Source organism: Burkholderia sp. BCC0397 (assembly GCF_902832865.1).
Classification (GTDB): Bacteria; Pseudomonadota; Gammaproteobacteria; order Burkholderiales; family Burkholderiaceae; genus Burkholderia.
Map to the genome: position 1 here is coordinate 286,802 of NZ_CADFDL010000001.1, position 23,978 is coordinate 310,779.

The following is a 23,978-nucleotide window of genomic DNA, read 5'->3' on the forward strand; positions in this document are numbered from 1 at the left end:
TTCGCGTCCCACAAGCGCCACTCAAACTAACGCCATAGCATCTGCGCTCACATCGGGACGTCCCAGTGATGGCACGGATGAAGGGCTCCCTTGCGCGGTTGGCTGTACCGGCAGCTACTCTTTATGCAGATGAGCAGTTGCCGCCCCTGTTCTTGCTAGCTTCGGTGCGCGTTCCTGCGGGGCTTGTGATAACTTGTGAACTTGCGCGATATTAGGTTACGGGGGAAGCGTGCACATTTCAAAGCTAACGCTCATAAACTATCGAAATTTCGCTAACGCCACACTGAGATTTAGCAAGGGTGTTAATACGGTCATTGGAGAAAATGGCGCGGGGAAGTCCAACGTACTAAGAGCAATCAGACTCATGTTGGACGACAACATGGTTCGGGCGTCATACAGGCTCGATGAGTTGGACTTCTATCGGGGGCTTGGTTCCTGGCGCGGCCACTGGATCATCATCAGCGTCGAGTTCGAGGAGATCAGTGCAGATGAGTCGATTCAAGCGCTCTTCGTACATGGCACGGGAGTTGGGCAGGCTGGTGGGGCCGTAGGGCTAGCAACTTACAACCTGATATTCCGTCCCAATAAACAGACCAGAATGAATCTGGCAGCGCTCGCGGACTTTGATGTAGCGGGGATGAACGCGATTCTTGATCAGGTAACGATCGACGACTACGAAACTCTATTTACGGGGCGGAGTGTTGCTGATTTCGCCGATCCGGCAGTTTATCGGCGCATCGTAGGAGACTTTAGCAGCGCTGTATTTAGCGATGAAGTCGAGTTTCCGGAACTGGGTGCTCGAATTCCGGGTACGCTGTCAGTCACTAAGGAGGTGTCATTCACCTTCATTCAAGCACTGCGCGATGTGGTATCTGAGTTCCACAACAACCGGACTAACCCTCTTCTCACATTGCTGAAGAGCAAGAGCGGACAGATTGACCCTTTGCAGTTTCAACCAATCGTAGAGCACGCCCGGCAACTGAATAGAGAAATTGAGAATCTGAACGATGTGCAAATTGTTCGCTCCGACATCGTGGATACGATCCATGGAGCTGCCGGCCAGACCTACTCTCCTTCCTTGCTAGCAATCAAATCTGATCTTCCGGATGAAGCGGATTTGCTGTTCCAATCACTCAAGCTTTTCGTCGGTGAGTTCGATGCGACCCATGAGGGTAGTATCCAGGAGCTCAGCCTTGGGGGCGCCAATCTGATTTTCCTGACGCTGAAGCTTCTGGAGTTCAAGTACCAACACGAACGTCAGGCGCTTGCGAACTTCCTGCTTATCGAGGAGCCAGAGGCGCACCTACACACGCACGTCCAGAAGACGTTGTTCGATCGAATCGGATACGCGGGGGCGCAGATTATCTACTCGACGCACTCGACGCACATTTCAGAGGTGAGCAACATCCAGAGCGTCAACATCTTGGGGCGCAACGGGACTGCTTGTGAGGCGTTCCAGCCGTCGACAGGGCTTGCCCTTGAACAGGTGGGCAACCTCCAGCGCTACCTCGATGCCGTTCGCAGTAACTTGCTCTTCGCAAAGAGCGTGCTCCTGGTGGAGGGTGACGCCGAAGAAATCCTCATCCCATTGATGGTGAAGAGGGTTCTTGGCGTAAGCCTTGACGAACTTGGAGTCAGTCTGGTCAATATCGGCAGCACTGGCTTCGCCAATGTATCGGTGCTGTTCCACCAGACTAGAGTTCGCCGACGTTGCTCGATCATCACGGACCTGGACGCGGCATTTATGAACCCGCACCCCGTACCGGGCGACGATCCTGAGACATTGAAATTCAAGAGCAAACTGCTCGGATCCCAAACGGCCGGAGCGGCTCGCAAAGTCGCACTCGATGCGCAGGTCGCTGGCAATGCATGGGTTCGGCCCTTCTACGCCGCCAATACGTTCGAAGTTGACTTCGTGTCATGCGGCAACGTGGGGACGGTGGTTGCATCAGTCAACGATGTCTATACGCAGCCCGCAACGCGCGCTCAGTCGATAGCCGAGTTGACCTCGGGTGATCCGGCTCAGTTCGGGAGGCGAGTGCTCACCATGGCCAACTATGAAGGCAAGGGTTGGTTCGCCATTCTTCTAGGCAAGCGGATAGATCACAGGACCGTCATCCCACCCTACATCCGGCAGGCGATCATCTTCGCGCATGGCACGTTCTCGACCGAGCTGATCTTCAACATACTGAAGCACAGAGTTACTGTTAACTATCCGGGCGGAGCCGCCACACCGCCAGCACTGCACTATTGGGAACGTCTGCTTGAGTATCGCGCAGGCCGAATTGACTTTAACACCATCAGGGCGGAGGCAGCTGTAGGGCTCCCCGGCGATCAGATCCTTGCATTCCTTGGAGATCTGCCGTGACGTTCACCTGGACTCGGACCGAGCTGAACGATGAACAGTCGGAGGCAGTACGCGAAGAGAACAGCGTGGTTCTGGTTGCCTGCCCGGGCAGCGGAAAGACTAGAACACTCACCTACAAGATCGCCTATGAGCTATCACGCCTGCAGAGCAAGCGGCAGTTCATCGCCGCTCTCACCTATACGCACCGAGCGGCCGACGAAATTCATGAGCGTATTGAAGGGCTTGGCGTCGATACCTCGCAGCTATGGATAGGAACGATTCACTCTTTCTGCCTGGAATGGATTCTGAAGCCCTACGGCATCTACGAACCTGCGTTAGCACATGGCTTCCGGATCATGGACAGCCATGAGCAAGAGAATCTACTTGGAGAGCTGTGCCGGACGCAGCGAGGAATCGCCTACTGGGACTGCGAATACTATTTCACCGATCAGGGGTACGTTCTGGCGTGCAGGGATCAAGGCAAACACGAACGTCTTCATGCCATTTTTGCACTGTATTTCCGCCATCTCGCGGATAACAGGCAAATTGACTTTGAGCAGATCCTCTTCTATGCGTCGCGCCTGATCCAAAGTCAACCACAGATCGCTAGGGTCCTGGCTAACATCTTCCCGTGGATGCTGGTTGACGAATACCAGGACACGAAGAGGATTCAATACGAGGTCGTTGCCGCCATCGTGAGGGCTGGAGCAGAGCGAACAAAACTGTTTGTTGTCGGCGATCCCAACCAAGCGATCTTTGGCTCGCTTGGTGGCTTCGCAATGCCGGTTGCCGAACTTCGGCAGCTCTGTGGTGTTCGGCTGGAGGAGCGCGCACTGTCTGAAAATTATCGGTCCACCGATCGGCTGATCAGGTACTTCTCGAACTTCACCGTTCAGGCGACCGACATTCGCGGAGCCGCGTCCGACCGAGCGTTCCCCAGCAGCATCAGCTACAACATCAATCTGGAGCGAGACCAACTGGAGGCTGAGCTTGTGAGACTGATCAGGCTCAGCACCGCCCAAGGTTTTGCCGCGGATCAGATCTGTGTTCTGGCGCCGTGGTGGATTCTGTTGGCGGGAGTGACACGTCGACTTGCAGGCGCTTTGCCAGAGTACCAGTTCGATGGCCCAGGCATGGTTCCCTTCAGCCGCGACCAGGAGAACTTCTGGTATCGGTTGTCGCGGATCGCACTGACGGAGGCGTCCCCTGCGCAGCATGTGCGGCGGCTGCGTTGGGCGGCGGAGGTAATCAGAGACCTAGGCAATGAAGGCATCGACACTCGGGAGCTGTCCGTTAAGCGGCTTCTTCGGGAGAGTAATTCTATTCGGCTGAATCAGCCTGATGGGCTTCGATATCTCGCGGAGTACTTTGCCTCATTGATGGATTGCCTCGGAGTTGACTGGCAATCGCACCCTCTGCTCTCGGAGCATTATCAAGCCTTCTTTGATAGTTCGGCCGCGAAGATTGACAGGCTACGTAGGGAGGGTGCCGCGTACATCGGCGGAATTGACTTCTTCCGTAAAGTGTTCCAACACCGAAGCGGCATCACCGTCAACACCATCCATGGCGTCAAGGGTGCGGAGTTCGACGTCGTGATAGCGTTTGGCCTACTGCAGGGAATGGTTCCGCATTTTAGCGAAGAAGCAGAGGCAGATGGGGGTGTCAACAGCGCCAAAAAGTTGCTTTACGTTATTGGTTCGCGGGCACGCAAACATCTTTATTTGATCTCAGAGCGGCAACGCATGAGAGGGGGAGGGCGAGGCCCGTACGCAGCAACGGACACGCTTGCCGCATGCGCGTTCGATTATGACGTCGTGTAGCCAATGCCTTGACGAGGGTTGACGTTAGAAACACGTTCTCTGGCAACAGAGTTCGTGCAGTATCGTGTGTATTCGGGGCATCGCCGAGCGTATTGAAGAGCTCGACACAACGTCGGAGCTGTTATGTGTCGATCCATCCGTCAGTCACTAGATTCGTACCCAAAAAATGAAACGAATTACAGCGTTGCCTATTAAAGGTGAATCTTATCTGTTGGAGTACGTTGGAAAGCGCGTTCTCGTCGATGGTGGTTACACTGGCGCCGCTCTTGCGCTAGTTCTGAAGAAACAGCTCGGCAAGCCGAACGTCCACCTAGACGTTGTGGTGTGCACACATAGTGATAACGACCATGCAGGTGGGTTGACGAACCTGCTCGATCAACCAGGAATAACGGCATCAGAGTTTTGGCTGCCTGGCTCATGGAAAGAAAGCGTTAAAGAGCTCGTCGAGGAAACTGAACTCTTCTACAAGGAGTTGGTGAAAGAGATCAAAGACGTTGATGGCGAACGCATTGAAACCCTGTCTGCCGAAGAAAACGAGAAGATCGACCGCGAACTTGCCAAGTTGACTTCCGACGTGTTCGTCTCCGAGGAAGGCGATCCAGGCGGAACAGGACGCACGCTTCAGTTGCGGCCTGCGAAGCCGGACACGAAGACGACGTCAGCCGCCAAGGCGAAGCAGTCAATCAGGAAGGCGGGCAAAGCCCCAGGAATCACGCGGCGCGCAATGGATCTTATCGACACGGCCGAGCGAATCAGGAAAATTGCATTGTCGGCGAACGACAAAGGCGTCCCAGTACGGTGGTTCGATTACCTCGCCTATTCTAAGGATCGTATAGCGACGGGCGGTGAGGACTTCCTCACGCCTGTCAATGCAAAGGAGTTACGGGAGCCACCGACACTGTTGGGGTTGGCATTCCGCCGCTTCATCGTACTCTCCCGTGCCAATCGGGAAAGCCTCGTCTTTCTTTCTTCAGGCAATGACGCGCACGTCGACATCATGTTCTGTGGCGATTCGCCTCTGGGTGACGGCCCCCTCTATGCGAATTCATTTTTTTCCGGCAAGAGGACACACGGGCCTTTGATCGCGACCGCGCCGCATCACGGAGCCGATTCCAATGCAGTGGCATACGATCATATCGCTGGATTCGGCAGTGTCTCCTTCTGGATACGTGCCGGAGGCAAGCCCCATCATCCCCAATCCGCGTATCGAGCGATCCCTGGCGCTATCAGGACTTGCACGCATTGCCCACACAACGGCCTTCCACTTCAGGCCGTGTGCATTACGGACAAATGCGAAGAATTTGCTGACCCACAGGCGTGGCTGACCGTAAGATCGCACGATTGCCTCTGTTAGATCGCTATGGACAGCACGCTCGGCCTAAGGGATTGCGCAACGAACCGAGCAATGCCGATTCCGAGCAATGGTATTTGAATCTACCCACGACACATTGCTAGCCTGAAACGGCTGAAGGAACCTTCGCCGTAAATTCGCTGAGGAGGCGAGGTCAGCAAAAGAGAAGGCTTGTCCTGCTAGACCAATGCGCGCAACGGCGGAGTATCCGACGGCTAAGCCAGCGTCCGGATGACCGCTGTAGTTCGGGAGCAGACGTAAGACCGGGACAGCGTCGAGCGACCGAGAAGGGGCGGTAACGGTCAACCGCATCTGCTCCGTTCGGTTTTAGCGATTCGACGAACATCCAGGAACGTAACCTGACGAATTCGCAGCATCCGTCTTGTGTTGCGCACGCCCTATACCTAACGGCCAATCCCCCTCAATTCCCTAATTCTGAGATGCCAGCCCGACTACACTGGTTATGAAGCCTTGCTTCTCGCCATCGGAAGTTGGCCGCAATCCCCACCGCACCGATGGTCGAAAAAGTCTTGTCCAACAAGACACAGCGAAGGGGAGAAAGTAGGAAAACCCAAGGCATCAAAGAAGCGCGGGCCGCATGGGCGGCAACCCATACGACCCGCTGACCACCACCAACTCGGACAAGGAGTCGGAAATGGCTGACGCCAATACTAAGCCACGTCGTAGAAAGAACAAACCCGTCAACATGCAAAAGACGTTTGAGCTGGTCCTGCGCAACTACCCGGACCTTCCCAAGCGTGGCTGGCCGTACCTGCCGTGGATGAAGGCGATCGATATCAATTTCAAGATCTTCGGCTTCAAGCCGGGCGACCGCGTGTACCTGAGAGTCTGCGACGTCAACCGGACGATCACGATCACGCCGGACTACGGCCAGTTGGCGCTGCGAGAGCAGCCGTACCACGATCCTGATTGGGTACCGCCGCCGCTATAACGTCTGCAAGGGCCGCTTGATGCGGCTCTAGCGAGTGGAACGCAGGCGTTTCCCGAATGCGATTGACCGCCGGGGCGACACCGCCCCGGCCATTGCCGCGAACGCCGCGACTCACACCCCCAGCGACCTTCAACAACTGTCACGACCACAAGGCCCGTGATGCCGCAACGCGCCTGCCGAAATAGCCGAATGGCTTCACATCAACGCCCGCCAGCCCGCCGCTTCACAACCGTCCCCCGCTGCAACACATACTCGACCTTCGCGCCTTCATCGGCCACGACTCCGATATCCTCGAGCGGATTGCCGTCCAGCACGACGAGGTCCGCAATCGCCCCCACCGCAACCACCCCAAGCTGCCCCGTCATATTGACGATCTCCGCCGCCACCGTCGTCGCCGACCTCAGCGCCTCCAAATTCCCAAGCACCTCCGCCCGAATCCGGAACTCATCGGACTGAAACGCATGCATCTCGCCGAGCAGGTCCGACCCGAACCCCATCTTCACACCGGCCTTCGCATAGATATCCAGCGACTCGCGTCCTTTCTGCTGCACGGAAGCCACCTTCGCGATGGAGTCCACCGGCATCCCGAACGCCGCCCCATGTTTCGCCAGCGCGTCATAAGTCACCAGCGTCGGCACCACGAACGCCCCCCGCTCATGCATGAGCGTGGCAGCCGCTTCATCCACGAGATTCCCGTGCTCGATCGTCCGCACGCCGCATCGCACGGCCCGCGCAATCGCCCGCCCGGTATACGCATGCGCCATCACATACGTATTCGCGGCCTCGGCTTCGTCGACGATCGCCCGAATCTCGTCCTCCGAATACTGCGTGTTCGCAATCGGATCGGTCGGCGAAGCCACGCCGCCTGACGCCATGATCTTGATTTGCGTCGCGCCTTTCTGAATCTCCTCACGCACGGCGAGCCGCACCCCTTCGACGCCATCGACGACTCGCGCAATCGCCCCCGTCCTGAAACAGCAGGAGCAGGGCTCCAGCACATCGCCGCGCGGCCGGAAATCCCCATGCCCGCCGGTCTGCGACAACGCTTTCCCCGACGGAAAAATCCGCGGCCCCGGAATCAGCCCCGTCTCGACCGCCTGCATCAGGCTCCAATCCGCGCCCCCCGCATCCCGCACACTGGTAAACCCACGCGACAACATCGCATCGAGAATCGGCAGCGACCGAATCGCCGCGAGAATATTCGGCTGCGTCGCATTCGCGCCCAGGTTCGCATTCGACGCCAGCACATGCACATGGCAATCGATGAACCCCGGCATCACGGTCTTGCCGCGCGCGTCGATCACCTGCGCATTCGGCAAATCCACTGGCCGATCGGTGACTTCGACGATCCGCTCGCCTTCGATCACGACATGATGATGTTCGAGCAACACGCCTCGTTCGAGGTCGAGCACGTTGCCGCCTTGAAGCACGGTAATGGTCATGAGGGAAAAGTCCTTATCGAGTCGTTGCGGCCGCACGCTTCGCATCCTTCACGAAGCGCGTGCCGACGAAACTGACGGCCGCCGCGAGCATCACGTAGAACGCAGGCGCCATGTTGCTGCCGGTGCGGGCGATGAGCCACGTGATCAGGAACGGCGCGAACCCGCCGAAGATCGTCACCGCGAAGTTGTACGCAACGGATAACCCGGTCGACAGCACCTTGGTCGGAAACAGCTCCGCGAACGCCGCGAGGATCGGCCCCGTATAGGTCGCGATCAGCACGCCGAACACGGCCTGGAACACGATCAGCGACGCGAACCCGGGCGCATGGTTGATCCACGAGAACATCGGCCACGCCAGCACGAGGATCGCGAGCGCCGAGCCGGACAGGAACACGCGCCGTCCCCACGCGTCGGCGAGTCGCCCGACGATCGGCGAGCAGCACATGATCATCAGCCCGCCGACCATGCCGGCCGTGAAGCCGGTCGATTGCGGCAGATGCAGCGTGCGCACGGAATAGGTCGGCATGTAGAACAGCAGCACGTAGGTGCAGACGGTCCACAGGATGACCATCGAGAAACTCGCGAACGTCTCGCGCGGGTAGGTGTGCAGCACTTCCTTCAGCGGCGAGCTTTCCTTCGCCTGCGATTCGACGGCGGTGAACGCGGGCGTCTCGTCGATATGGCTGCGAATGAAGTAACCGACCGGCCCGACGATGATCCCGAGCAGGAACGGCAGCCGCCAGCCCCAGCTATGCAGCGCCTGCGTGTCGAGCGACGTCGTGACGAACGTGCCGGTCGCCGCACCGAGCAGCACCGCGAAGCCGATGCTCGACTGGATCCAGCTCGAGTAATACGCGCGCTTCTCCGGCGGCGCGTATTCGGTGAGGAACGCGGTGGCGCCGCCCATCTCGCCGCCGGCCGAGAAGCCTTGCAGCAGCCGCGCGACGACGATCATCAGCGGCGCGGCGATGCCGGCCTGTTCGTAGGTCGGCGCGATCCCGATCAGCGCGGTGCCGGCCGCCATCAGCAGGATCGTGAGCGACAGCGCGGCCTTGCGTCCGACCTTGTCGGCATAGACGCCGAGCACGATGCCGCCCACCGGCCGCATGAAGAAGCCCACGCCGAACGTCGCGACGGTGAGCAGCACGGACGTGAGTTCGTTGCCGGTCGGGAAGAACAGCTTCGCGATGATCACCGCGAAGAAGCTGTAGACGGTGAAGTCGAACCATTCGAGACCGTTGCCGATCACGGTCGCGACGATGGCACGGCGGCGCTGTCGCACCGCCGCATCGACGGAAGGCGCGGCGCGTGGGGAAAGCGTTCCTTGCATGGTCTCTTCCTCTGTCAGAAGACGGGACGGCTGCCCCGCGTGAATCCCATGCTAAGGACAGCCGGATTTTTTTCTGAAACGAAAGATTCGCATGCCTGCATGCGCTGCACGCATGCGTCGCGCGCGGGGCATTCAGGCCCCGGTCTGTTGCTCCGCCTGTTCGAACAGCCAGCGCGTGAACAGGCGGGCGGCCTGGTTCTGCACGCGGTCGTTCGGCGAGATCACGTAATAGCCGCCGCCGTGGCTCGCGGACGCTTCCGTCACGCGCACGAGCAGGCCGGCTTCGATGCATGCGTCGATCATGTAACGCCAGCCCAGCGACACGCCCTGACCGAGAATCGTCATCTGCACGATCTGCGGATAGGAGTTGATCGTGATGTCCTGCGGCTGCGCCTTCTGCCGGTCGACGTCGTTCATGTCGAACCATTCGGACCACGACATCCATTGGCGCTGGCCGTCTTCGAGGCGCAGCAGCGTTTCGTTCGCGAGATCGGCCGCGTCGAGCGTGCGGCCGGCCAGATAGCCGGGCGCGCAGACCGGGAACACTTCTTCGTCGAACAGCCGGCGTGCGGTGTATTCGGCCGGCGCCTGCTGGCGCACGTAGTAGACGCCGACGTCGAATTCCGCGGGCGACATCGATGCAAGGCCGTCGCGCACGATCAGGCGCAGCTTGATGTTGGGATACGTGGCGCGAAAGGTCGGTAGCCGCGGTGTGAGCCACAGCAGCGCGACGCCGGACGAGCACGCGATCGTCAGTTCGAGATCGCCGTACGGTTTCATTACGTCGTGCGTGGCTTCCGCGCATTGCGTGAGCAGATGGTGGACTTGTGCCGCGTATTGCTCGCCGGCGATTGTCAGCCGCAGCGAACGGTGTTCGCGAACGAACAGCGAGCGGCCGAGGAATTCCTCGAGCTGCTGGATCTGGCGGCTGATCGCGCTTTGGGTCAGGTGCAGTTCGGCGGCGGCTTTCGTGAAACTCGCATGCCGCACGGCGGCTTCGAACGCGATGAGGCACTGAAGAGGCGGGAGAGGCGTGATGCGCATGGCGGGCAGGGATTCGAGGGCGCTGCCTCCATGATACGGGTGGAGTCGACGGAAATCGTAATCTGTGAAGGCAGCTGTGGATTCGCCATATTCAATCGTGCGAAGATTGAGCGAAACAACACCGACACGTACCGAGAACGACGTGACCCTATCAAACCCTGAGAGCAAAGTGAAAGCTGTCCACCCACCCTGGATGCCCGTCGCGCTGGCCGAACTCGGCATCCGCCGCCACCCGCCGGGCAGCATCAACCCGCGCATCGTCGAGTACAACAACCAGACGAACCTGGTTGGCTACGACGACAAGATTTCCTGGTGCTCGTCGTTCGTGAACTGGTGCATGGCGCACGCCGGATTCCGCGGCACAGGGTCTGCGCTCGCACGCTCGTGGCTCGAATGGGGCAAACCGCTGGAGCGTCCGGTCTACGGCTGCATCGCGATTCTGACGCGTGATGATCCGACGAGCTGGAAAGGGCACGTCGGTTTCTACCTGCGTCACGATGCCGAATATGTCCACCTGTTCGGCGGTAATCAATTGGAAGAAGTGCGCGAACTCGCGTATCCGTTGAACGAAGTGATCGGCTACCGTTGGCCGATGTTGGATAACCACGGCGCCGAGCTTGCGTAACGGTGCGGGGCCGTCGACGCGGTCCGCATCCGTATCAGGCATCGGCTTCAATTCTTCGCGACGGCCTCCACCTCCGTCCCACCCGCCGCGTCATTCCTGCTCCACCCACCCCCAAGCGACCGATACAACGCCACCGCCGCCAGCGCGTGCTCGCGCTTGACCTGATTGAGCGAATCCGAATCGCGCAGATAAACCTCCTGCGCCGACAGCACATCCAGAAAATCCGTCGCGCCGCCCTTATAAAGTTGATTCGCCAACCCAAGCGCCTTGTCCGAAGCGGAAAGCGCGCTACCCAGCCGCCGCGTCGCCTCATCGGAACTGACGAGATTCGCGCGCGCATCCTCGACTTCCCGCAGCGCTTGCAGCATCGTCTGCCGTAACCCGAGTTCGGATTCGCGCATCCGGCTTTCGCTCTGCGAGATATCGGCGGTAATGCGCCCCGCGTTGAAGATCGGGCTCGTCGCACTCAGCGCCGCGCTGAACAGGTTATCGGTCAACGTCGGCAACCCGAGATACGAAGCCGCCAGAATCCCGTCCGTCAGGTTCAACGAAAACTTCGGATACCGCTCGGCCTTCGCCACGCCGACTTGCGCGGCACGCCGTTCGACTTGAGCGTAGGCAGTCAGCACATCGGGCCGCCGCAACAACGCTTGCGAAGGCAACGTCCCCGGCGCGCCGACCGGCGGCGCCGGAATCTCTCCCGTCTGCGCCAGCAAAAGCCGATCGATCGATTCCGGCGTCCTCCCCGAATACACGGCGATCAGATTCAACTGATGCGAAATCTGCGCCTGCGTCGGCGGAATCCGCGCTTCGAGCGCATCGAGCTGGTTCTGCGCGCGCGTCACGTCGAGTTCCGTCGACAGCCCGAACGCCTGACGCTTGCGCGTGAGTTCGAGCGCATGCTGCCGGATCTTCGCGTTGTCCTGGAGGATCTTCAATTCCTGCTGCGCCCAGCGCAGATCGACATATGCGGATGCCGCATCGGCGGCAAGCGCGAGGCGCATTGCATCTTCCGCGTGCTTCTGCCCAACCAACTCCGCTTGAGCGGCCAGCAAATCGAGCCGCTCGCCGCCGAACACATCGGGCGACCAGCTCAGCGCGAGCCCCGCGCCGGCCTGCCGCACATAGCCGAGCGGTGGCGGCGTGTTCTGCCGCGCGTCGGCCGCATGGGCGGTCGCGTCGAGTTCGGGCAACAGCACCGCGCGCTTTTGCACGGTCAGCGCTTGCGCCTGCTTCACGCGTTCGGCGGCGGCTTGCAGATCGAGGTTGCCGTCGAGCACGGTCGCGATCAGCCGGTCGAGCACGGGGTCGTGGAATTGCGCCCACCAGGCGGCCGCGTCGATGTCCGCGCGCGGCACGTCGGTATCCCACGCGGTGGGCGCGAGCGTCTGAACGGATTCGTTCAGCGCCGGATGCTGCGCGGGTTGCACCGCACACCCTGCGGCGAACACGCTGACGGCAACGGCGACGAGTAGCTTTTTCATGATGATGATCTCAGTGCGCGTCCGGCGGCGGCGCGTTCAACGTAATGGGTTTGGAAAACACGACGGCAAGCAGCGCGACGACGAAGCACAGCGACAGCGCGTAGTACGCATCCGCATAGGTGAGCGTCAGCGCTTCGCGATAAATCAGCCGATGCAGGTTCGCGAGCCCGGCCTGCGCGGTATTCAGCGTATTGCCGGCCACCGAGCCCCAGTACGCAGCCTGGCGATCGAGCAGCGATGCGACCTGCGGTTCGCCGGCGCTCACGTGCTCGTTCAGCCGCAGGTAATGAAAATTCAGCCGGTCGTTGAGCATCGTCGCGCTCACCGCGATACCGATCGCCCCGCCGAGGTTACGCATCAGGTTGAATAACCCGCTTGCCGATTTCAGCCGCGACTGCGGCAGCGAGCCGAGCGCCATCGTCACGATCGGCGGCACGCTGAACTGCTGGCCGATGCCGCGCAGCGCCTGCGGCAGCAGCAATTCCCGCCAGCCCCAGTCGTGCGTGATCGGCGTGTACAGATAGCAGCCGAGGCCGAAGCAGATCAGCCCGAACACGAGCAGCGCACGCATGCTGACGTAGCGCGCGGCGAACGCATACGCGCACAGCGCGACCAACTGGAACGCGCCGACCGACAGCAGCGCGATGCCGATCTGCAGCGAGCTGAACGCACGCACCTGCGCGAGAAACAGCGGCGTCAGGAACACGGTCACGAAGATCCCGATGCCGGTCACGAACGACAGCAGGCTGCCGATCCCGAAGTTGCGCACGGCGAGCGCGCGCAGGTCGACGATCGGATCTTTCGCAGTCAGCGCATGCACGATGAACAGGAAGCCGCAGATGCCGGAGATCCACGCGCAGATCACGATCGCATCATCGCCGAACCAGTTCTTGCGCGGGCCTTCTTCGAGCACGTATTCGAGGCAGCCGAGGAAGCCGGACATCAGCACGATGCCGAGATAGTCGCCGCGCTTGATGAGGCTGAGATCGGGCGCGTCGATATGCACGTAGCGCGGCACGAGCGCGGCCACCGCGATACCCGGCACGAGGTTCAGGTAGAACAGCCAGTGCCACGACCATTGGTCGGTGATCCAGCCGCCGATCACGGGGCCGATCGCCGGCGCGAGCGACGCGAGCGCGCCGATGGTCGTCGACGCGATCAGCCGCTGCCTGCCGGGGAACAGCACGAACGCGGTGGTGAACACGGTCGGGATCATCGCGGCGCCGAGCGCGCCCTGCATGCCGCGGAACAGGATCATCGAGTTGATGTCCCACGCGAGCCCGCACAGCATGCTGGTGATCGTGAAGCCGACGGCCGATGCGACGAACAGCCAGCGCGTCGACATCACCTTCGACAGCCAGCCCGACATCGGGATCACGATGATCTCGGCGATCAGGTACGCGGTCTGCACCCACGACAGTTCGTCCTGGCTCGCGGACAGCCCGCCGCCGATGTCGCGCAGCGACGACGCGACGATCTGGATGTCGAGCGTCGCCATGAAGAAGCCGACGCACATCAGCGCGAACGCGAATACGCGCTGCCTGGTCGGTTGCGACGCGGGGTCGCCGGAAAACGCGGTGGTCATCGTCGGCTCCCGCTCAGTTCTTGTGGTCGGTATGCACGGTCACGACCGCGGACAGGCCGGGGCGCAGCACGTGCTCGATGCCGGGCTGCGGATCGAGATGCACGCGCACGGGCACGCGCTGGACGATCTTTGTGAAGTTGCCGGTCGCGTTCTCGGGCGGCAGCACGCTGAAGGTCGCGCCGGTGGCGGGCGCGACGCTGTCGATGCGGCCGTGCAGCCGCGTGCTCGACGCATCGAGCGCGACGTCGACGCGATCGCCCGCGCGCATCTTGCGCAGCTGGTCTTCCTTGAAGTTCGCGTCGATCCACAGGCCGGACGCCGGCACGACCGTCAGTAGCGGCACGCCGACGTTCGCGAGCATCCCGACACGGCCCGTGCGGTTGCCGACGTAACCGTCGACCGGCGAGCGGATCGTCGTGTATTCGACGTTGAGCGCCGCGACGCGCTGCGCGGCGAGTGCGGTGTTCACGCGGGCCCGCGCATCGGCGAGTTGCGCGCCGAGCACGTCGAGCTGCCGCTTCGACGCGAGCAGCGCGGCGTCACTGCGTTCGACGGCCGCGCCGGCCTTCGAATAATCGGCGTCCGCGCGCTCGACGATCTGGTTCGATACGGCGTCCGACTTCACGAGCTCGCGGTAGCGCACGCGGTCTGATGCGGCACGCGTCAGTTCGGCCGACGACGCGTTCTTGTCCGCCGCGTGCTGGCCGATCACCGCGAATTGCAGTTGCTGCTTCGCCTCGAGTTCGGTCACGGCGGAGCGCGCGCTGTCGACCTCGGCGCCGGCCTGCGCGAGCTTCGCGTCGTAGTCGCGCGCATCGAGCTGCACGAGCACGTCGCCGGCTTTCACGCGCTGGTTGTCGGTCACGAGAATCTTGTCGACGAAGCCGTTGACCTTCGGCGCGAGCACCGTCACGTCGCCGCCGACATACGCGTCGTCGGTGCTTTCCTGGAAGCGCAGCACGAACAGCCAGTCGAGCGCGGCGGCCGCGACCACGACGACGACGGCGCCCACCGCGATGCGCATCCACGGCACGCGGCGTTGCTGTTTCGCGGGCTGCTCGGTTGTGGCTGCTTCGCGTGACGAGGCAGCGGCTTGGGTCGTATCCATCGATTCACCTATGTATATGCACTGATCAAAACGATCGACATCGTCGTGTCGATCGGGGAAGGGGTTAGCGTTCCGGCAGGTTGTGCGTGATCCGGAACAATTCGTCTCTCAGGCGGGCCGCCTGCGTCGGCCCGAAGCGCCGCTCGAACGCTTCCTGCGCGGCGAGCCAGTGCACGTGCGCATCGGCGACTTTCGTTTCGCCGTCCGCGGTCAGCGCGAACGTCTGGCCGCGGCACGGCGGCTCGATCCGCCCCGTCACCAGCGCCGCGCTGACGAGCGGCTTGAGCGCGCGCAGCAGCGCGGTGCGTTCGATCACCAGCACGTTCGACAGCGTCGCCATCGTCAGGCCGGGCCGGTCGCGCAGCAGCGCGAGGATGCTGTACTGCGACGGCGTCACGCCCGCCCGCGACAGGTAACGCTCGTAGAACTGCGAGATCCGCCGGGCGGCTTGCCGGACCGCGAAGCAATCGTCATCGGTGAGCGTGGTCTTGTGCATGTGCACATGTTAGGTGGCGGGGCGGCGCGAAGCGAGCGGTGCGGCGGGATCAGATTGGTGTCGTGGCTGTATCAATCGGCGTTGGAAGGGCGCGTTCGCGCGCCGGGTCAAGCCGCCGCCGGAACGATCCAGCCTTCGCGGTCGCAGTACGCGGCCGTGTAGTCGATGAACGCCTTTACCTTCGCGGGCAGCAGCGCGCGGTTCGCGTAGGCGAGCTTGATTTCGACGAACGCATCGACGAGATCGGCGCCTTCCAGCAACTGCACGAGCGCGCCGGACGCGAGTTGAGCCTCGACGAGCGTTTTCGGGACGACGCCGATGCCGAAGTCGTGCATCACCATTTCTCGGTTGAACACGGGGCTGTTCGACGAGATGTCGAAACGGAACGGCACGGTGAGCATGTTGCCGTCGACCCGGAACGACAGCGCCGGGCGGCGCAGCGACGGCGAGATCGGCACGAACGGATGATGGGCGAGGTCGGCCGGCGTCTCGGGGCGCGCATGCGCCTGCAGATACGCCGGCGTCGCGACGATCACGACCGGAATGCGCTCGACCAGCCGCACGACGGTCGATTCGCTCGTCAGCATGTACGGCACGACGATGCCGATGTCGTAGCCTTCGCCGACCAGGTCGACCGGGCGCTCGGTCAGCGTGACGTCGAGGCGCACGTTCGGATGCGCGGCCTTGAAGCCGGCGATCAGCGGCACGAGCCGGTTCAGCGCGGCCGTCGTATGCGCGACGAGGCGCAGCAGGCCTTCGGGCTCGCGCGTGTGCGTCTGCGCTTCCACTTCGAGCGCGTCGAGCTCGTCGAGCACGGCCGCGCAACGCTCGTAGATGCGCTCGGCCGTTTCGGTCAGCGACACCTGGCGCGTGGTCCGGTGCAGCAGCCGGCTGCCGAAACGCGCCTCCAGATCCGCGACCGCGCGCGATACGACCGGCCGCGCGAGGCCGTGCATGTCGGCGGCGCGCGTGAAGCTGCGCATCTCCACCACCGACCGGAAGATCCGCAGCTTGTCGATGTAGTCCATGTCCGTCTCCTTGACGCGATGGCCGGCCGCCGGCCCCGTTACGGCGGAGTGTACATTGACTTTATGCATATGCACATATAGATTGCCAAACATGAACGACATTCCGATTTCCGAGGCGTGCAACTGCCTCGCGCTGCGTCAGGCGGCGCGCTTCGTCACGCAACTGTACGAACGCCATCTGGCCCCGGTCGGCGTCACGCCCGCCCAGTTCTCGATCATGGTGAACCTCAAACGCCGGCCCGGCCTGCTGATGAGCGAACTTGCCGATACGCTCGTGATGGATCGCACGACCTTGCTGCGTGCGCTGAAGCCGTTGCAGCGAGACGGTTTCGTCGCGACGGCGGCGTCCGAGCACGATGCGCGCGCGCATGCGCTGCATCTCACGAAGCTCGGCGAGCGCACGTTCGCACAGGCGAAGGTCGCGTGGCAGGCCGCGCAGGACGAGTTCGACACGCAATTCGGCCGTGATCGCGCGAAGGCGTTGCGCGATGAGCTGTTCAGCCTGACGGCGGGACGCTAGGCGAGGGGCGGGCGGTTCGGTGTGGCGATCTCAACTGGTGCTAAATTCGAGCCATTGGTCGCCTCCGAAGAATTCTTTCGTGAAAATTGGTTTTAATGACGTCCGATTTGAAGGTAATCTGGACAGTTTTTATTTCCAGTTGTAGAGTCCTCTGACTGAATTCATGAGCCGGCGCGGCCGCCGGCACGCGTCACGAGGAGCAACCGATGCTGCAGTTGAGTGACCGCGACGACGCAATGTTGCGCGGGGATTTCGGCGACGGCGTCGCCCGCGCGATGCGGATCGTCGCGCGCACCGCGCAAGTGATGTCCGCGCCGCACCTGATCGACATTACGTCCGCGCATATCGACGGCTGTCTGTATCACGGCCAGACGAGCCTCGACTTCGTCGACTATTTCGTCGACACGGGCGCGAAGGTCGCGGTGCCGACCACCTTGAACGTTGGGTCGCTCGACCTGATCCATCCCGAGCTGTACCACGGCGACCGCACGATCCAGCGCGATGCGCAGCGCCTGATGGACGCGCATTTGCTGCTCGGCTGCGAATCGAGCTTCACGTGCGCGCCATATCAACTGAAGAATCGTCCCGCGATGGGCGAGCAGATCGCGTGGGCCGAATCGAATGCGATCGTGTTCGCGAACTCGGTACTCGGCGCGCGCACGAGCCGCTACGGCGATTTTCTCGACCTGGCCGCCGCGATCACCGGGCGTGCGCCGTATGCGGGGCTGCATGTCGATGCGAACCGCGCCGCGCGGATCGTGTTCAATGCGCCGGATTTCACCGGCCTGCCGTCGCGCGACATCTATTTCGCCGCGCTCGGTTTGGCGGTCGGCAAGATCGCGGGCGCGGTCGTGCCGGCGATCGTCGGGCTGCCGGCGGACACCACCGAGGACGAACTCAAGGCGCTCGGCGCGGCCGCCGCATCGAGCGGGGCCGTCGCGCTGTTCCATGCGGTCGGCGTGACGCCCGAGGCGCCGACGCTCGACGCCGCATTGCACGGGCGGGCGGCGCAACGCACGGTCGATATCACGATGGCCGATCTCGACGAGATTCGCCGCACGCTGAATCACGGTGCGGCCGGCGACGCGCTCGTCGCGGTCGCGCTCGGCACGCCGCATTTTTCGCTGGCCGAATTCCGCACGCTCGACACGTTGCTCGACGCGTTCGACGGCAAGCCGGCCTGCGATTTCTACGTGAACACGAGCCGCTTCATTCTGTGGGAACTGGAGCAAGCCGGTCTCGCGGAGAAATTCGCCGCGCGCGGTATCCAGATCGTCGTCGATACCTGCACGTACATCACGCCGGTGATGAAGCAGTTGTCGGGGCTGGTGATGACCAACTCGGGGAAATGGGCGTCATATGCGCCCGCGAACATCGCCGTGACGGTCGCGTACGGCAGCATGCGCGAATGCGTGCGCTCCGCGTACGAAGGCAAGGTGCGATTCGATGACTGAAGCGACGGGCCAATTCTTGACGGGCGACACGCTCGTGCCGGGCAGCGCGTGCGCGCGTCCGTTCATCCTCGACAAGCCGCTCAGCTTCTGGGGCGGCTACGACTCGGGCGCGGGCAGGATCGTCGATCGCGGGCATCCGCAGGCCGGCGCGAGCCTCGCCGGCAAGGTGATGGTGATGCCGCACGCGAAGGGTTCGAGTTCGAGCAGCAGCGTGCTCGCGGAAGCGGTGCGCAACGGCACCGGGCCGGTCGGGATCGTACTGAAGGAGCGCGACCTGATCATCTCGATCGGCACGATCGTGGCCGCGGAGCTGTATGCGATCGCGGTGCCGGTGGTGTGCGTGAGCGATGACGTGTACGACGCGATCGTCGCCGCCACGGGCGACGTGCGGATCGAAGCGGGCGAGGGGGACGGCGGCGCGCGGATTCATATCGGCCGCTGACGCGTCGCGCACATCTTTCGCGTTACTCGCGAGTTCCCGCAGCCGCCTCACGGTACGCGCTCGGCGTCTGCCCGGCCCAGCGCCGGAACGCGCGCGTGAAATTCGCCGGGTCGGTGAATTGCAGCCGCTCGGCGATCGTTTTCAGATCGAGATCCGACGCGGCGAGCAACTGCCTGGCGTCGCGAAACCGCGCTTCGTCGAGCAATTGCCGGTAGCTCGACCCCGCTTCCTCCAGCCGGCGCCGCAGCGTGCGCGTCGACACGAGCAGCGCGTCGGCGAGCGTATCCGGCCCCGGATAATCGCCGGCTGCGCGCGCCAGTTCCGCCCGCACGCGCTCGACCAGATCGCCTTCCTCCTGCCGCACCTGCGCATACTCGCGCTCGACCTGCACGAGCGCCTGCCGGTGCGCGACTTCGTCGGCGAGCGGCAGCGGCCAGTCGAGCACGTCGCGCGCAATCCACAGCGCATTGGCCGCGCAGCCGAATGCCACCGGCGGCAACGCGTCGCGATAGCGCGCGAAATACGCGGGCTCCGGCCACGCGAATTGCAGCCTGATCGGCGGTGACGCGCGGCCGGACCATTGCGAGATGTTCTGCGCGAGCCCCGTCAGCACGAATTCGAACATCACGTGATGCTGCAGCACGGGGTTCGCCTGCACGCCGTGCAGTTCGAGCGTCGCGCCGCGTTCGTCTTCCGCATAGGTCAGCCGGTACTGGCGATTGCGCATCCGGAAGTAGCGCTGCGTGACGGATAGCGCGTCGCGGATGTCCCGCGCGGTCAGCGTCGCGTAGCCGAGAAAGCCGTGCACGGTCGGCTTCAGCAGCAGCCCGAACGCGAGCCCGATGCCCGGATCGCCGCCGATTTCGATCGCATTGAGCACGAGCCGCCCCCATTGCGACGGCGCGACGCGCGCGTCCGGTTCGGCCAGCACCGCGTCGCGCAGGCCCGTGCCGGCACGCACGGCGGCCAGGTCGACGCCGCGTGCGGCCAGCGCCTGCAGCAGCAGGCGCGGATAGGCGACCGGAATCGTCGGCCGGCGCAGCCCGAGGCGATCCTTGCGAGACGGGGAGATCATGTCGATTTGGCCGGAAATGACAAGCATTATGGCTGTTTGCCCCCTCACGTTCAAGGCGGCGCGCGCCTACGATGGCAGGCATCGCTTATTGGCCGAATCATCATGACGACACCCTTTCCCCACCTGCTCGCACCGCTCGATCTCGGCTTCACGACGCTGAAGAATCGCGTGCTGATGGGCTCGATGCATACCGGCCTCGAGGACAGCCGCAAGACGCTGCCGCGCCTCGCCGAATATTTCGCCGAGCGTGCGCGCGGCGGCGTCGGCCTGATCGTGACGGGCGGCTTCGCGCCGAACGTGGCCGGCTGGACCAAGCCGTTCGGCGGCACGCTGATGACGTCGGCCGCCGCGCGCCGGCATCGCGAGATCACCGGTGCCGTGCATGCGGAGGACGGCAAGATCGCGCTGCAGATCCTGCATACGGGCCGCTACGGTTACCACCCGTTCGCGGTCGCGCCGTCGAAGATCAAGTCGCCGATCTCGCCGTTCGCGCCGCACGAACTGAGCGCGCGCGGCGTCGAGCGGCAGATCCGCGCGTTCGTGCGCTGCGCGACGCTGGCACGCGAAGCCGGTTACGACGGCGTCGAGATCATGGGCTCCGAGGGCTACCTGATCAACCAGTTCATCTCGATGCATACGAACAAGCGCACCGACCAGTGGGGCGGGTCGTACGAGAACCGCATCCGTTTGCCGATCGAGATCGTCGAGCGCACGCGCGAAGCGGTCGGCCGCGATTTCATCCTGATCTACCGGCTGTCGATGCTCGACCTGATTCCGGACGGCAGCGACTGGCGCGAAACCGTGCAGCTCGCGAAGGCGGTCGAGCGCGCGGGCGCGACGATCATCAACACGGGGATCGGCTGGCACGAGGCGCGCGTGCCGACGATCGCGACATCGGTGCCGCGCGGCGCGTTCGCGTGGGTGACGAAGAAGATGAAGGGCGAGGTCGGCATCCCGCTCGTGACGACCAACCGGATCAACCGGCCCGAAGTGGCCGAGCAGATTCTCGCGGACGGCTGCGCGGACATGGTGTCGATGGCGCGCCCGCTGCTCGCGGATGCCGAGTTCGTCGTCAAGGCCGCGCAGGGCCGTGCCGACGAGATCAATACCTGCATCGGCTGCAACCAGGCATGCCTCGATCATGCGTTCAAGAACCGAATCGCGTCGTGCCTGCTGAATCCGCGCGCGTGCCACGAGACGGAACTGAAATACACGCCCGCGTCGCAGCCGAAGCGGATCGCGGTGGTCGGCGCGGGGCCGGCCGGGCTCGCCTGCTCGACGGTGCTCGCGCAGCGCGGTCATCAGGTCGACCTGTTCGACGGCGCGGCCGAGATCGGCGGCCAGTTCAACATGGCGAAGCGGGTTCCGGGCAAGGAGGAGTTTCACGAAGCGCTGAGCTACTTCGGCCGGCAGGTCGAGCTGACCGGCGTGAAGCTGCACCTGAACCGCCGCGTCGACGCGAGCGACCTGATTGCGGGCGGCTACGACGAGATCGTGCTCGCCACGGGCGTCGCGCCGCGCGACCCGAAGATTCCGGGGCAGGACGGGCCGAACGTGCTCAGCTATGTCGACGTGCTCGCGGGCAGGCAGCCGGTCGGCCGGCGGGTCGCGGTGGTGGGCGCGGGCGGGATCGGCTTCGATGTCGCCGAATATCTGGTGCAGGACGGCGAGTCGCCGGCACTCGATCTCGAAGAATGGAAAGCGGAGTGGGGCGTGACCGATCCGGCCGCGACGCGCGGCGGCGTGACGCGTGCGCAGGTATCGGCGCCGGCGCGGGAAGTGACGCTGCTGCAGCGCAAGGCCGCGCCGCTCGGCAAGGGGCTCGGCAAGACGACCGGCTGGATTCACCGTGCGACGCTGAAGATGAAGCAGGTGAAGATGATCGGCGGCGTGAACTACGAGCGGATCGATGCGCGCGGGCTGCATGTGTCGTACGGCGAGCAGCGCACCGATCACGAACTGATCGAAGCCGACACGATCGTGCTCTGCACGGGGCAGGAGCCGCAACGTGCGTTGCTCGCGCCGTTGCAGGCGGCCGGGCGCTCGGTGCACCTGATCGGCGGCGCGGAACTGGCCGCCGAACTCGATGCGAAGCGCGCGATCGATCAGGGCTCACGGCTGGCGGCGCGGTTGTAACGGGCGACCGCTGCGACGCTCATCCGGACGTTCGTCGCGTGGCGATGATCGGCTGACGGGACGGTTCGCGGCTTGCCACAGGATGCGCCGATTCGCGGGCGCAGAACCATAACAAGCCGCAGTGCCGACCGCGCCACCATGCAACATGGCGGCGCGAACCCGGCCGACCGTGACCGCGATCGGCCGGCGCGGCTCAGGCCGCTTCGGCCCGCTCTTCCGCTTCCGCTTCGAGCATCGCCTTGACGATCAGGTAGATGGCCGGCAGGTCGTCGTCGTCCCGGCGCCAGTCGACCGGCTCCTCGACGTCCGCCGCGACCAGCCGGCTGTCGCGCAGCCGGATGAAAGCGTCGACGACGGCCGGATCGTTGCGGTTCAGGAACCCGGCGTTCGAGAACGCCAGCTCCTCGACGTTCAGCAGCGCCTGCCAGCTCATCGTGCGGACGGCCGCCGGGTGGGTGCGGCGCCTCAGGCCGAGCGCCCGCTGCGCGGGGCCGCCCGCGACACGCTGCAGATCGACGACCGCCCGCTGCGCGGCGCGCTCGAAATGGACGGGATTGAAGCCGGGTTGCTCGGGATCGAATGCGGAAGCCTGGAACATGGTCGCCTCACAAAAGTCCGTTCGTCTTGGATGACGGAATTCGGGTCAAATGGTGCAAAAAAGCACTGTAAATATATACAGTGTTTGGTGCGGTTTCAAGTCCCGAATGCAGGATTTCGTGCGTCGGCGCTCGACGCGGGCGAATCGCATCGAGCGGGCGAGCGATTTACACCGCCGCCGCGATCGTCTCCCGCAGCCATCGATGCGCCGGATCGCGATGCACGCGCTCGTGCCACAGCATCGACATTTCATAGCCGGGCACCTCGACCGGTGCGTCCACCACGCGCAGCGCGGGCACGTCGCGCACCAGCCGCTCGGGCAGCATCGCGACGAGGTCGGTGCTCGCGACGGCCGACATCACGAACAGGAAGTGCGGCACCGACAGCACGACGCGCCGCGCGGCACCGACCTTTGCGAGCGCTTCGTCCGTCACGGCGAAGAAGCCGCCGCCGTCGGGCGACACGATCACGTGCTCGAGCGTGCCGAACTGCGCGAGCGTGGGGCGCCGCTTCAGCTTCGGGTGGCCGGCACGGCCGATCAGCACGTAACGCTCGACGAACAGCGGCAGTCGTCGCATGCCGGGCGGCGACCCTTCCGTCGTATGGAAGGCCAGGTCGACGCCGTTTCGTTCGGCATCCTGCTCGATGCGCGGCGGCACGAGTTCGACGACGGCCAGCCGCGTGCCGGGCGCGGTCGAACGCAGCGTGCGCAGCGCGGGCAGCACGATCGTCGATTCGCCGTAGTCGGTCGCGGCCACGCGCCACGTGTTCGTCGCGGTCGCGGGATCGAACGGCGTCGCCGGGATCACCGCGCGCTCGACCGCTTCGAGCGCGTCGCGCAACGGCTCGCGCAGCGCTTCCGCACGGGCGGTCGGCCGCATCCCGCGCGGCCCCGGCAGCAGCAGCGGATCGCCGAACACGTCGCGCAGTTTCTGCAACTGCACGCTGACCGATGGCTGCGACATGTTCAGCTTCTCGGCCGCGCGCGTGACGTTGTGCTCGGCGAGCAGCACGTCCAGCGTGACGAGCAGGTTCAGATCGAGCCTTCTGAGATTATTCATGGCTATACCTGGAATATCATGAATTCATTTCAAATATACCGTTGAAAGCCCCATTCTGCAGTCATTCAATCCACGGAGTGA

The 23,978-nt window shown here is 63.3% G+C and carries 20 protein-coding genes; 9 read left to right on the forward strand and 11 right to left on the reverse strand.

Annotated elements, in window-relative coordinates:
- The first annotated feature begins 229 nt into the window (after positions 1-229).
- The 4 genes from HWX03_RS01375 (at position 230) to HWX03_RS01390 (ending at position 6,470) form a co-directional block, all read left to right on the forward strand.
- On the forward strand, positions 230-2,368 hold the full coding sequence (locus HWX03_RS01375) for an AAA family ATPase (RefSeq protein WP_175869983.1): 2,139 nt from the start codon (positions 230-232) through the stop codon (positions 2,366-2,368).
- Positions 2,365-4,167 (forward strand): ATP-dependent helicase, encoded by a 1,803-nt coding sequence (locus tag HWX03_RS01380; protein WP_175869984.1) that lies wholly within the window; start codon positions 2,365-2,367, stop codon positions 4,165-4,167. Before HWX03_RS01375 ends, HWX03_RS01380 begins: the two co-directional genes overlap by 4 nt.
- Before the next feature lie 166 nt (positions 4,168-4,333).
- Positions 4,334-5,521, forward strand: a complete 1,188-nt coding sequence (locus HWX03_RS01385; protein ID WP_175869985.1) for an MBL fold metallo-hydrolase — start codon at positions 4,334-4,336, stop codon at positions 5,519-5,521.
- A gap of 595 nt (positions 5,522-6,116) precedes the next feature.
- Positions 6,117-6,470 carry a hypothetical protein gene (locus HWX03_RS01390; protein WP_244132558.1) on the forward strand — a complete coding sequence of 118 codons (354 nt, stop codon included), beginning with the start codon at positions 6,117-6,119 and terminating at the stop codon, positions 6,468-6,470.
- A gap of 200 nt (positions 6,471-6,670) precedes the next feature.
- On the opposite strand, the gene HWX03_RS01395 is transcribed toward HWX03_RS01390, so the two are convergent.
- The 3 genes from HWX03_RS01395 to HWX03_RS01405 all read right to left on the reverse strand — a co-directional run bounded on the left by HWX03_RS01395 (position 6,671) and on the right by HWX03_RS01405 (position 10,286).
- Positions 6,671-7,912: an amidohydrolase family protein gene (locus tag HWX03_RS01395; RefSeq protein ID WP_175869986.1), complete on the reverse strand. Its 1,242-nt coding sequence runs from the start codon at positions 7,910-7,912 to the stop codon at positions 6,671-6,673.
- A 13-nt stretch (positions 7,913-7,925) separates the two neighbouring features.
- Positions 7,926-9,242, reverse strand: a complete 1,317-nt coding sequence (locus HWX03_RS01400) for an MFS transporter (RefSeq protein ID WP_175869987.1) — start codon at positions 9,240-9,242, stop codon at positions 7,926-7,928.
- Positions 9,243-9,374: 132 nt separating this feature from the next.
- Positions 9,375-10,286, reverse strand: coding sequence for a LysR substrate-binding domain-containing protein (locus HWX03_RS01405; RefSeq protein WP_175869988.1), 912 nt, complete (start codon positions 10,284-10,286; stop codon positions 9,375-9,377).
- A 193-nt stretch (positions 10,287-10,479) separates the two neighbouring features.
- Between HWX03_RS01405 and HWX03_RS01410 the strand changes: the two genes are divergently transcribed.
- A complete protein-coding gene (locus HWX03_RS01410; RefSeq protein ID WP_175870496.1) occupies positions 10,480-10,911 on the forward strand; it encodes a TIGR02594 family protein in 432 nt (143 codons plus the stop codon).
- 47 nt (positions 10,912-10,958) lie between these two features.
- On the opposite strand, the gene HWX03_RS01415 is transcribed toward HWX03_RS01410, so the two are convergent.
- The 5 genes from HWX03_RS01415 to HWX03_RS01435 form a co-directional block, all read right to left on the reverse strand.
- Entirely contained in the window at positions 10,959-12,395 is a 1,437-nt protein-coding gene (locus HWX03_RS01415; RefSeq protein ID WP_175869989.1) for an efflux transporter outer membrane subunit, read from the reverse strand.
- A gap of 10 nt (positions 12,396-12,405) precedes the next feature.
- Positions 12,406-13,980 (reverse strand): DHA2 family efflux MFS transporter permease subunit, encoded by a 1,575-nt coding sequence (locus tag HWX03_RS01420; protein WP_175869990.1) that lies wholly within the window; start codon positions 13,978-13,980, stop codon positions 12,406-12,408.
- A gap of 13 nt (positions 13,981-13,993) precedes the next feature.
- Entirely contained in the window at positions 13,994-15,088 is a 1,095-nt protein-coding gene (locus tag HWX03_RS01425) for an HlyD family secretion protein (RefSeq protein ID WP_175869991.1), read from the reverse strand.
- Positions 15,089-15,152: 64 nt separating this feature from the next.
- The gene (locus tag HWX03_RS01430) at positions 15,153-15,584 is read right to left on the reverse strand and encodes a MarR family winged helix-turn-helix transcriptional regulator (protein WP_175869992.1); all 432 of its coding nucleotides are present in this window, start codon (positions 15,582-15,584) and stop codon (positions 15,153-15,155) included.
- Positions 15,585-15,691: 107 nt separating this feature from the next.
- Positions 15,692-16,612, reverse strand: a complete 921-nt coding sequence (locus HWX03_RS01435) for a LysR family transcriptional regulator (RefSeq protein WP_175869993.1) — start codon at positions 16,610-16,612, stop codon at positions 15,692-15,694.
- A 91-nt stretch (positions 16,613-16,703) separates the two neighbouring features.
- Between HWX03_RS01435 and HWX03_RS01440 the strand changes: the two genes are divergently transcribed.
- The 3 genes from HWX03_RS01440 to HWX03_RS01450 all read left to right on the forward strand — a co-directional run bounded on the left by HWX03_RS01440 (position 16,704) and on the right by HWX03_RS01450 (position 19,028).
- Positions 16,704-17,132, forward strand: coding sequence for a MarR family winged helix-turn-helix transcriptional regulator (locus tag HWX03_RS01440; protein WP_175869994.1), 429 nt, complete (start codon positions 16,704-16,706; stop codon positions 17,130-17,132).
- 206 nt (positions 17,133-17,338) lie between these two features.
- Positions 17,339-18,586 carry an aconitase X gene (locus tag HWX03_RS01445; protein WP_175869995.1) on the forward strand — a complete coding sequence of 416 codons (1,248 nt, stop codon included), beginning with the start codon at positions 17,339-17,341 and terminating at the stop codon, positions 18,584-18,586.
- Positions 18,579-19,028 carry a DUF126 domain-containing protein gene (locus HWX03_RS01450; protein WP_175869996.1) on the forward strand — a complete coding sequence of 150 codons (450 nt, stop codon included), beginning with the start codon at positions 18,579-18,581 and terminating at the stop codon, positions 19,026-19,028. The genes HWX03_RS01445 and HWX03_RS01450 overlap by 8 nt, the downstream gene beginning before the upstream one ends.
- Positions 19,029-19,050: 22 nt before the next feature.
- Here the strand turns inward: HWX03_RS01450 and HWX03_RS01455 are convergent, their stop codons facing one another.
- Complete coding sequence (locus tag HWX03_RS01455; protein WP_175869997.1) at positions 19,051-20,130, reverse strand: AraC family transcriptional regulator; 1,080 nt, start codon at positions 20,128-20,130, stop codon at positions 19,051-19,053.
- Between the two features lie 75 nt (positions 20,131-20,205).
- Between HWX03_RS01455 and HWX03_RS01460 the strand changes: the two genes are divergently transcribed.
- Complete coding sequence (locus HWX03_RS01460) at positions 20,206-22,239, forward strand: NADPH-dependent 2,4-dienoyl-CoA reductase (protein WP_175869998.1); 2,034 nt, start codon at positions 20,206-20,208, stop codon at positions 22,237-22,239.
- 193 nt (positions 22,240-22,432) lie between these two features.
- Here the strand turns inward: HWX03_RS01460 and HWX03_RS01465 are convergent, their stop codons facing one another.
- Both HWX03_RS01465 and HWX03_RS01470 read right to left on the reverse strand, forming a co-directional pair.
- Positions 22,433-22,837 carry a DUF2471 family protein gene (locus HWX03_RS01465; protein WP_175819072.1) on the reverse strand — a complete coding sequence of 135 codons (405 nt, stop codon included), beginning with the start codon at positions 22,835-22,837 and terminating at the stop codon, positions 22,433-22,435.
- A 166-nt stretch (positions 22,838-23,003) separates the two neighbouring features.
- The gene (locus HWX03_RS01470) at positions 23,004-23,897 is read right to left on the reverse strand and encodes a LysR family transcriptional regulator (RefSeq protein WP_175869999.1); all 894 of its coding nucleotides are present in this window, start codon (positions 23,895-23,897) and stop codon (positions 23,004-23,006) included.
- Between the last annotated feature and the right edge of the window lie 81 nt (positions 23,898-23,978).

Bases quoted from the DNA above. Each gene is read 5' to 3' on its own strand.
- HWX03_RS01385 (WP_175869985.1), top strand. From the start codon at position 4,334: ATGAAACGAATTACAGCGTTGCCTATTAAAGGTGAATCTTATCTGTTG.
- HWX03_RS01390 (WP_244132558.1), top strand. From the start codon at position 6,117: ATGGGCGGCAACCCATACGACCCGCTGACCACCACCAACTCGGACAAG.
- HWX03_RS01395 (WP_175869986.1), bottom strand. From the start codon at position 7,912: ATGACCATTACCGTGCTTCAAGGCGGCAACGTGCTCGACCTCGAACGA.
- HWX03_RS01400 (WP_175869987.1), bottom strand. From the start codon at position 9,242: ATGCAAGGAACGCTTTCCCCACGCGCCGCGCCTTCCGTCGATGCGGCG.
- HWX03_RS01405 (WP_175869988.1), bottom strand. From the start codon at position 10,286: ATGCGCATCACGCCTCTCCCGCCTCTTCAGTGCCTCATCGCGTTCGAA.
- HWX03_RS01410 (WP_175870496.1), top strand. From the start codon at position 10,480: ATGCCCGTCGCGCTGGCCGAACTCGGCATCCGCCGCCACCCGCCGGGC.
- HWX03_RS01415 (WP_175869989.1), bottom strand. From the start codon at position 12,395: ATGAAAAAGCTACTCGTCGCCGTTGCCGTCAGCGTGTTCGCCGCAGGG.
- HWX03_RS01420 (WP_175869990.1), bottom strand. From the start codon at position 13,980: ATGACCACCGCGTTTTCCGGCGACCCCGCGTCGCAACCGACCAGGCAG.
- HWX03_RS01425 (WP_175869991.1), bottom strand. From the start codon at position 15,088: ATGGATACGACCCAAGCCGCTGCCTCGTCACGCGAAGCAGCCACAACC.
- HWX03_RS01430 (WP_175869992.1), bottom strand. From the start codon at position 15,584: ATGCACAAGACCACGCTCACCGATGACGATTGCTTCGCGGTCCGGCAA.
- HWX03_RS01435 (WP_175869993.1), bottom strand. From the start codon at position 16,612: ATGGACTACATCGACAAGCTGCGGATCTTCCGGTCGGTGGTGGAGATG.
- HWX03_RS01440 (WP_175869994.1), top strand. From the start codon at position 16,704: ATGAACGACATTCCGATTTCCGAGGCGTGCAACTGCCTCGCGCTGCGT.
- HWX03_RS01445 (WP_175869995.1), top strand. From the start codon at position 17,339: ATGCTGCAGTTGAGTGACCGCGACGACGCAATGTTGCGCGGGGATTTC.
- HWX03_RS01450 (WP_175869996.1), top strand. From the start codon at position 18,579: ATGACTGAAGCGACGGGCCAATTCTTGACGGGCGACACGCTCGTGCCG.
- HWX03_RS01455 (WP_175869997.1), bottom strand. From the start codon at position 20,130: ATGCTTGTCATTTCCGGCCAAATCGACATGATCTCCCCGTCTCGCAAG.
- HWX03_RS01460 (WP_175869998.1), top strand. From the start codon at position 20,206: ATGACGACACCCTTTCCCCACCTGCTCGCACCGCTCGATCTCGGCTTC.
- HWX03_RS01465 (WP_175819072.1), bottom strand. From the start codon at position 22,837: ATGTTCCAGGCTTCCGCATTCGATCCCGAGCAACCCGGCTTCAATCCC.
- HWX03_RS01470 (WP_175869999.1), bottom strand. From the start codon at position 23,897: ATGAATAATCTCAGAAGGCTCGATCTGAACCTGCTCGTCACGCTGGAC.